General features: G+C 45.0%; 5 protein-coding genes and 1 pseudogene. 3 read left to right on the top strand and 3 right to left on the bottom strand.

The window, feature by feature from the left end; genetic code table 11:
* Nucleotides 1–74: 74 nt before the first annotated feature.
* From BACFIN_RS13410 to BACFIN_RS23255, 3 genes and pseudogenes are all read right to left on the bottom strand, one after another.
* Nucleotides 75–1,817, bottom strand: a complete 1,743-nt coding sequence (locus BACFIN_RS13410) for a pectinesterase family protein (protein WP_007751149.1) — start codon at nucleotides 1,815–1,817, stop codon at nucleotides 75–77.
* Nucleotides 1,818–2,132: 315 nt separating this feature from the next.
* Nucleotides 2,133–3,068, bottom strand: coding sequence for a pectinesterase family protein (locus tag BACFIN_RS23250; RefSeq protein ID WP_032839437.1), 936 nt, complete (start codon nucleotides 3,066–3,068; stop codon nucleotides 2,133–2,135).
* Nucleotides 3,042–4,235: pseudogene (locus BACFIN_RS23255) on the bottom strand (glycoside hydrolase family 88/105 protein); the annotation flags it as partial. The pseudogene BACFIN_RS23255 and the gene BACFIN_RS23250, both read right to left, overlap by 27 nt.
* Nucleotides 4,236–4,534: 299 nt before the next feature.
* Here BACFIN_RS23255 and BACFIN_RS13405 point away from each other — a divergent pair.
* The 3 genes from BACFIN_RS13405 to BACFIN_RS13395 all read left to right on the top strand — a co-directional run bounded on the left by BACFIN_RS13405 (nucleotide 4,535) and on the right by BACFIN_RS13395 (nucleotide 8,631).
* Complete coding sequence (locus BACFIN_RS13405; RefSeq protein ID WP_007751151.1) at nucleotides 4,535–5,935, top strand: PTS galactitol transporter subunit IIC; 1,401 nt, start codon at nucleotides 4,535–4,537, stop codon at nucleotides 5,933–5,935.
* 34 nt (nucleotides 5,936–5,969) lie between these two features.
* Entirely contained in the window at nucleotides 5,970–6,890 is a 921-nt protein-coding gene (kduI, locus tag BACFIN_RS13400) for a 5-dehydro-4-deoxy-D-glucuronate isomerase (protein ID WP_007751152.1), read from the top strand.
* Between the two features lie 292 nt (nucleotides 6,891–7,182).
* Nucleotides 7,183–8,631, top strand: a complete 1,449-nt coding sequence (locus BACFIN_RS13395; RefSeq protein ID WP_007751153.1) for an MFS transporter — start codon at nucleotides 7,183–7,185, stop codon at nucleotides 8,629–8,631.
* Nucleotides 8,632–8,790 lie beyond the last annotated feature (159 nt).

An 8,790-nucleotide genomic window follows, 5' to 3' on the forward strand; every position in this document is an offset into this window, starting at 1 on the left:
TGCCGTAAAGATAGAAAAATACTTGCATTCTGGCGCTATCTTCAACAGCTATTTTGCAGAATCGGGAGATATAATCAACGTTTCACATCCAACAACCGGTTTCCGTCCCTCACCGGATTCCAACCATCGTCTCCTGCCAGCACTGTTACCGGCTCATAACCTTTCAGATTTTTCAACTGACGGGAGAATGCCGCACGTGCTTGCGGATTGGCCCCTGCGCCCTTACTGCCATATTCGGCATAAAAGACTGTCTTTTCGTTTTCCTTCTTACCCCAATTATTCCAGCCGACAGGAAGAATATGTTTACCCAGTTCGCAGCGAATAAATACAGCCTGTGCATAAGGTCGCCAGGGACGTGACAAATAGACCTTTGTAGCTTCCGCATCAGCCGTCAGCCGACAGTCGTAGAAAACGTAACCGTACTTCTTTCCTTTATCGGTAGAAGGAGCAGTGACGTAGCCATCCCCCTTGCTGTGAATGCGGCAACGATTGAAGACAGCCGTAGACCAGCCGAAAATAAAATCGACCGTGCCTTCGATGTAGCAGTCCTCATAATATTGGCGGCTTTGCTTGCCGTATGTATAGAGTGTATCCTGGAAGCCGAGAAAACTACAGTTCTTAAAATAGGCACGGTCGGCAGAAACAAAACAGGCAACTGCTTGCCCCACGGGACCTGCAGAGTTCTCGAAGGTGATATTCTCGGCATAAAAATCAGGAGCATAGATGTAACAGCTGGACGAACCGGAAGTTCCCATGTTCTCACCGAATACGTTCTTCTTGTTTGCGAAATCGTCATTGGTCAGTATCGTACCATCTTCGCCAATCAGGGAGATATTAATCTTACTTTCGGGGATGATTATCTTTTCTTTGTAAGTGCCTTTGCGGACAAGGATTGTGGTACGTACATTTTTGCGAAAGTCGGGGACAGCATTAACGGCTTCCTGCACAGTGAAGAAATCACCACTGCCGTCTTGAGCCACCACATAATCATAATGACGGATACATTTCGCCAATTCCGGAATCTCTTTGCCGATGGCTTTCACCGCCAATCCCGCTACGGTTCTTGCCCCATAGATATTCAAATGAGTATTGTCCTCACGTCCCTTCGGAAAGGCCGGAACCCGATTGGGTTCTACAAACATGAACAGCTTTTTCGACTCTACGGGACCAAGTCCCTGCACCAAGTCGTGCGTGATTTTATTCAAGTCGATGAAGGTCACTCCCAACTCTTTGGCAACATTGCGGGGAGAATCCAGATAGGCCCCATGAGTATCGAACAGAACGGTTCCTTCTTTGGGCTGCTCTTTGGATGCACCGGGTATCCGTCGGATGTCTTTCGCAATAGAAGCGTCTTTCGGCTGAACAAAGTTACGACGGACGATGGAATTGAATAGTACGGGGATACCGCCTTTCGCACGGGTTTCGTTGACAAACCGACGGAGATTATCGTCGAAAGTAGTTCCCGGATCGGTATGACGGGTAGAATCCGTTTTTTCATCATTATGCCCGAACTGAATAAAGACATAATCTCCTTTCTTCACTTTAGAAATCACTTTTTCCCAACGTCCTTCAGAAATAAAGCTTTTAGAACTGCGCCCGTTGACGGCATGATTGTCTATCCGTACATCTTCGGAAAAGAAACCGGGAAGCACCATTCCCCATCCCCTTTCGGGATTTCCCCCATCCATCTTTTTATTTGCCATCGTCGAATCACCGATCATAAAGATAGTGACAACAGGTTTATCCGCACGGAATGCAGACAAAAGGATAAAAGCCGCCGCCAGCAGCCATATCATTTTATTTCCTTGTATTTTCATACTTATCTTACTTTAATTATACTACTCTCCTACATACAAAAAAACGTTTTCCTCTATCACCTATCACCGTGAAGCCAAGTGCTTATCACCGTAAAGCTAAGTGTTTGCCGGTACAAAGCAAAGAGTTTCAAGCAGCCGAACAGAAAGTTTCAAGCGCTTGAAACTAAAGTTTCTCACTGATGAAACTAGAGTTTCTTACCGGTGAAACTACAGTTTCACACCGATGAAACCGAAGTTTCATGCCGTGAAACAAAAAGTTCGCTGTGGCGAAACAAGTGGAAACAAGTCGGCAAAGGACCGTTTACCCCATTTCTCTTACTTGTAAGGGTACCAATTGCTATTTTCTTTGAAAATATTCTCCGGTGTATACCTCAAGGCTTCCTTCTTTGTAAGCTGTTTGCCCCATGCCACGCGTCCCGATGTATCCGCACCGTCTCCTGTGTTTCCAAATTCCGCATAACGGGCTGTTCTCTCATTCTCCGGATTCTTCCAATTATGCCAACCTTCGGGACGGATATGTCCGCCAAACTCACAATTAATAAAAGCCGTAGCGGCATATGGACGCCAAGGACGGCCTAAATAGACCTTTTTCACTCCGGGAGCAGCCGTCAGCTTGCAGTTTTTAAAGACATAGCCGAATTCTTCATTTTGAGGAGTCGAAGCAGCAGTGATATACGAATCACGTTTGCTATGCAGCTCGCAATACTCAAAAAGTGCAGTGGAAGGACCGAAGATAAAATCAGTAGTACCTTCTATATAGCAGTTGGTAAACAGCAAACGGCTACCCTCCGAGCCTGTATAAATGGTATCTTGATTTCCAAGAAAGCGGCAGCCGACAAACATCAGCCGGTCTCCTTCGGTATGGAGGGCAACTGCCTGCCCCAAAGGAGCGGCATTATTCTCAATCGTCAAGTCCTTGAAAGTGATATCACTGCCTTCCACTTTCACGGTGTAGGTACGGAATGTTCCCATCTTATTGATATTGGCATGATCATCATACGTAATAATCGTCTTTTCGGAATCTTCACCTACCAGTTGCACGTTCTTCACCCACGAAGGAATCACTAGCTTTTCTTTATATACCCCTTTCTTTATATAGATAGTCACCGTATAATCCATAAAGGCGCGTACCGCCTCCACAGCGTCCTGGATATTACGATACTTACCCGTTCCATCACGTGACACAACCAACGTGTCTTGCTTTTGCTGTTGCTCATAGGACAAAAGACGTTCATATTCCAAACTCGCCATTATGAACGGACCTACCGCCTTCGGGTCATTATTGCGAATCGTTTCATTGATATAATAGTCATAATCGCCTGAACGGTATACTTTTCCTCCCAATCCTGCCACCGCGCAAGCCTTCGTGACAGTTACCACTCCATTCTTGTCCACTTCGATAAAATTATTCAGGAAACCTTTATAGCCTTTCAGCGCCACATTCAAATATGATTTATCAATATATCCCAGCCGTACCGCCTTGAACAAGGAATAAATAAACATAGCAGAGCAGGAAGATTCCACATAATTCCCCTTATCCCCGCTTCTGTCCATCACCTGATACCATCCTCCGGTCTTCGGGTCTTGAAGTTTCCTCACTTGTACGGCAACATTATTCAAAATATCCAGCAGAGAATCTCTTCCGGCTTCATGCTTCGGAATAAACTCCAGCGCATCAACCAAAGCCATCGCATACCACCCCATCGCACGTCCCCAAGTGTGCTTGGACTGCCCCGTGACGGGATCCGCCCAACGTTCGGTGCGGCTCACGTCCGTCGCATGGCGGTAAAGTCCATTCTTTGGATCGTATGTGTGGCGGGCACAGGTTACAAACTGATTGATTACATCCGCATAAGCCTGCGGAAGATTATTGCGGAACGCATATTCCGCATAGAAAGGAGCTCCCATATAAATGCCGTCCAACCACATCTGATGCGGGTAAATCTTTTTGTGCCAGAAGCCGCCATCCGCATTGCGAGGCTGCCCTTCAAACTGGCTGTAAAGCAAGTCGAGCGCTTTCTTATACTTAGGATTCTTCGTCTGCTCATAAATACGGAAAAGGATTTTACCGGAGTTGATGCGGTCGAGACTGTAATCGGTCAGCTTATAAGCGGTAATCGTCCCGTCTTCATGTACCATTGTGTCCGCGTAAGCGATGGCGTAATCACGAATCTTCTCATCGCCATACGCATCATATACATCAAGCATAGCCCCCAATTCAAGTCCGTGACAATAGTCCCACTTCAACTTCGGTTGGAAATCGAGCTGCCAGGATTCGGGGCAACGGATCATTTCCGATTCAGTCATCCTCACCGACCAGGGCAATTTGCTGTCTACCTGCTGAGCCGACAAGACTAAAGGAATGGTTGTTATGAATAAAAACAACATAAAAAAATCAGAAAAGAGAGTTCGTCTCATGGATTGCTATTTTAAGGATTAAACATTCAGGTCTTTTCACGGTACGAAAGTAGCGCTTTTCCTCCAAATCCTATAGGATTTTTTAGTCAACTAGGTGTATTTTTTGTTTTTCGTGCACGGAAACGACTAATTTTGTGCACGTAAACGTCAAAAATGTCCATTTTTGATGCAATATCTGATAAATTAAGAGTTTCGTTTTGGAAGAAAGCGGAAAAGGTCGTACTTTTGGCACGGTTTACAACTAATACCCTCTGGGGAAACACAGTAATATATCATTAAAACAGAGAAAAAAGAACAGAATGGAAGAAGTATTCAAGTACATTATCGGTCTTGGAGCGGCAGTAATGATGCCGGTCATTTTCACAGTCTTAGGAGTATGTATCGGTATTAAACTACCGAAAGCGCTGAAAAGCGGTTTATTAGTAGGTGTCGGTTTCGTCGGTTTGTCGGTAGTCACAGCGTTGCTTACCAGCAGTCTGGGTCCTGCACTGAGTAAAATGGTAGAAATATACGGATTGGAATTGGGTATTTTCGACATGGGTTGGCCTTCTGCGGCAGCAGTAGCCTATAATACATCTGTCGGTGCTTTTATTATTCCGGTTTGTTTGGGGGTCAACTTGCTGATGCTGCTTACCAAAACGACACGCACTGTCAACATTGACCTTTGGAACTACTGGCATTTCGCTTTTATCGGAGCGATCGTTTATTTTGCTTCCGACAGTATTCTTTGGGGATTCTTCGCCGCTATCATCTGCTACATCATCACGCTTGTAATGGCGGATATGACTGCTCCCGCTTTCCAGAAGTTTTATGACAAAATGGACGGTATCTCTATTCCTCAGCCGTTCTGCCAAAGTTTTGTTCCATTCGCTATTGTTATCAATAAATTACTTGATATGATTCCGGGATTCGATAAGTTGAATATCGATTCGGAAGGTATGAAAAAGAAATTCGGACTGATGGGCGAACCGTTGTTCCTGGGTATCGTAATCGGTTGCGGTATCGGAGCGCTGGGTTGCGCAAGCTGGCAAGAAGTAGTGGACAGCATTCCCGGCATTTTAGGATTGGGTATCAAGATGGGAGCCGTAATGGAATTGATTCCGCGTATCACCAGCCTCTTTATCGAAGGTTTGAAACCAATCTCCGACGCTACCCGCGAGTTGATTGCCAAGAAATATAAGAACAGCACCGGTTTAAGCATTGGTATGAGTCCCGCTTTGGTGATCGGACATCCTACTACACTGGTGGTATCTCTGCTTTTGATTCCTGTCACTATCTTCCTGGCTGTTATCCTTCCGGGCAACCGTTTCTTACCGCTAGCTTCTCTGGCAGGTATGTTCTACTTGTTCCCGATGATTCTGCCTATCACAAAAGGCAATGTGGTGAAATCATTCATCATCGGTCTGGTAGCCTTGATAGTAGGTCTGTACTTCGTTACAGAACTGGCAGGATTCTTCACACTGGCTGCCAAAGACGTATATGCAGCTACGGGTGACCCGACAGTAAATATTCCCGCAGGCTTTGAAGGCGGTGCGCTCGACTTCGCTTCCAGTCTCTTCTGCTGGGGTATCTTCCACCTGACTTACAGCCTGAAGATTGTCGGCCCGGCTATCCTTGTGATACTTGCGCTCGGAATGGCTGTTTACAACCGTATCCGCATGACTAGAAAAGATGCGAAAGAAGCATTAGAGAACAAATAATCAATGACATAATAATCCAATAAAAATTCGAAATATGAAAAGAGTAGCAATTGCAATGATGTTGGGTATCGCAGCCATGTCTGCTTCAGCCCAAGTAAATTACAAGATGCAAGTGGCTTGCAATCCGCAAGACGTGAAAACGTATGATACAAACCGCCTGCGTAGTAGCTTCCTGATGGAAAAAGTAATGGTTCCGAACGAAATCAACGTTACATATTCCATGTATGACCGTTTTATCTTCGGTGGAGCAGTTCCTGCAACTAAAGAGCTGGTATTGGAAACTATCGACCCGCTGAAAGCTAAATTCTTTTTGGAACGCCGCGAACTGGGTGTTATCAACATTGGCGGTGAAGGTATCGTAACCGTAGACGGTAAAGAATACACATTGAAATTCAAAGATGCTTTGTACATAGGTAGAGGCAAACAGAAAGTGACTTTCAAGAGTAAAGATTCAAGCAATCCTGCTAAGTTCTACATCAACTCGGCTACTGCTCACAAGGAATACAAGACTCAGTTGATTACAATCGACGGACGCAAAGGTTCTCTGAAAGCGAACTCTTTCCCTGCCGGAAAGATGGAAGAGAGCAACGACCGCGTTATCAATCAGCTGATTGTCAACAACGTGCTTGAAGAAGGTCCTTGCCAATTGCAGATGGGACTGACAGAATTGAAACCGGGCAGCGTATGGAACACAATGCCTGCACATACTCACAGCCGTCGTATCGAAGCATATTTCTACTTCAACGTACCGGCAGACAATGCAATCTGCCACTTCATGGGCGAACCGCAGGAAGAACGTATCGTCTGGATGCAGAACGAACAGGCTATCATGTCACCGGAATGGTCTATCCACGCCGCTGCCGGAACCAGCAACTATATGTTTATCTGGGGTATGGCGGGTGAAAATCTGGACTATGGAGACATGGACAAGATTAAATATACAGAAATGCGCTAATCGTTGCGCAGCTCTGAATTACATATCAGTAAGAGAATGTGTTAATACGCAGATTAACGCAAATTATCGCAGATTGTTTTAATTATATATAGGTTAACCAACGGCCTATAAAATTACTTCTGTGATAATCTGCGTTAATTTGCGTTTTATTATTCGTTATGACGCCCCCTTTGAAACAAATTACATACATAATGTAACGGATAATACATGAATTCGACCAATTTTTACAAATGAAATCCAGTCGAAATACCGACCTTTGTCAGCGAATCAAAATCTATTTAAATCCATTATCATGAATGCATTTCAAAAAACAGGCGAAAAGATGACAAACTACAGATGGACCATCTGTGCTATGCTATTCTTTGCTACTACAGTCAATTATCTCGACCGACAGGTTCTTTCATTGACCTGGGACGAATTTATCAAACCGGAATTTCATTGGAATGAGGTACACTATGGTACGATCACTTCCGTATTTTCTATTGTCTATGCCATTTGCATGTTGTTTGCCGGACGCTTTGTCGACTGGATGGGAACCAAGAAAGGGTATCTCTGGGCAATCGGCGTATGGTCGGCAGGTGCTTGTATGCACGCACTTTGCGGAATCGTGACCGAGCAATACGTAGGTATGCACAGCGCAGCCGAACTGATGGCCGCTACCGGAGACGTTGTTGTCGTGCTGGCTACCGTAAGTATGTACTGTTTCCTGGCTGCACGCTGTATCCTTGCACTTGGTGAGGCCGGTAACTTCCCTGCAGCTATCAAAGTAACAGCCGAATATTTCCCGAAGAAAGACCGCGCTTATGCAACTTCCATTTTTAATGCCGGTGCTTCTATCGGTGCTCTGATCGCTCCCGTATCTATCCCATTGCTCGCCAAGGCTTGGGGATGGGAAATGGCTTTTATCGTTATCGGTGCTCTCGGCTTTATCTGGATGGGAATGTGGGTATTCATGTATACTTCTCCCGACAAGAGCAAGCACGTCAATAAAGCCGAATTGGACTATATCGAACAAGATAAGTTTGAGGAAGGTGAGATCCCCGCAAATGCAGAAGTAAAGGAAGAAAAGAAAATGAGCTTCCTCCAATGCTTCACATACAAGCAGACATGGGCTTTTGCCGCCGGTAAGTTTATGACCGACGGTGTGTGGTGGTTCTTCCTGTTCTGGACTCCATCTTATCTGAACACCCAATTTGATATTAAGACATCCGATGGATTGGGTATGGCATTGATTTTCACGTTGTATGCTGTGACCATGTTGTCTATCTACGGTGGTAAACTTCCGACTATCTTTATTAATAAGACAGGTATGAACCCGTATGCTGCCCGTATGAAAGCGATGTTAATTTTCGCATTCTTCCCATTGGTAGTATTGTTGGCACAGCCGTTAGGAACACTTTCTCCGTGGTTCCCGGTTATTTTAATCGGTATCGGTGGAGCGGCTCACCAATCATGGTCGGCCAATATCTTCTCTACGGTAGGCGATATGTTCCCAAAAACCGCAATTGCAAGTATTACAGGTATCGGCGGTATGGCCGGTGGCGTAGGTTCTATGCTTATGCAATACGGTGCAGGCGTATTATTTGTGCATGCTGACGAAACCCACATGACATTCATGGGATTTGAAGGCAAACCTGCCGGATATTTCATCATGTTCTGTATCTGTGCAGTATCTTACCTGCTCGGATGGTTGATTATGAAAGCATTAGTTCCGAAATACAAACCTATCGTATTGGATTAATTCATCCACATACGTTAGATAACAAACAAGAGGGGGAACTCATCACGAGTTCCCCCTCTCTCTTGTATTAACAATAAATTTCTTTGAAAAAGAAAAAAATAAAAAAGCCTCTTCTCACGAAGAAGGCTTTTTAGGTTTACTTATTCTGCACCATCTTCC

Source organism: Bacteroides finegoldii DSM 17565, from assembly GCF_000156195.1.
GTDB classification, from domain to species: Bacteria; Bacteroidota; Bacteroidia; order Bacteroidales; family Bacteroidaceae; genus Bacteroides; species Bacteroides finegoldii.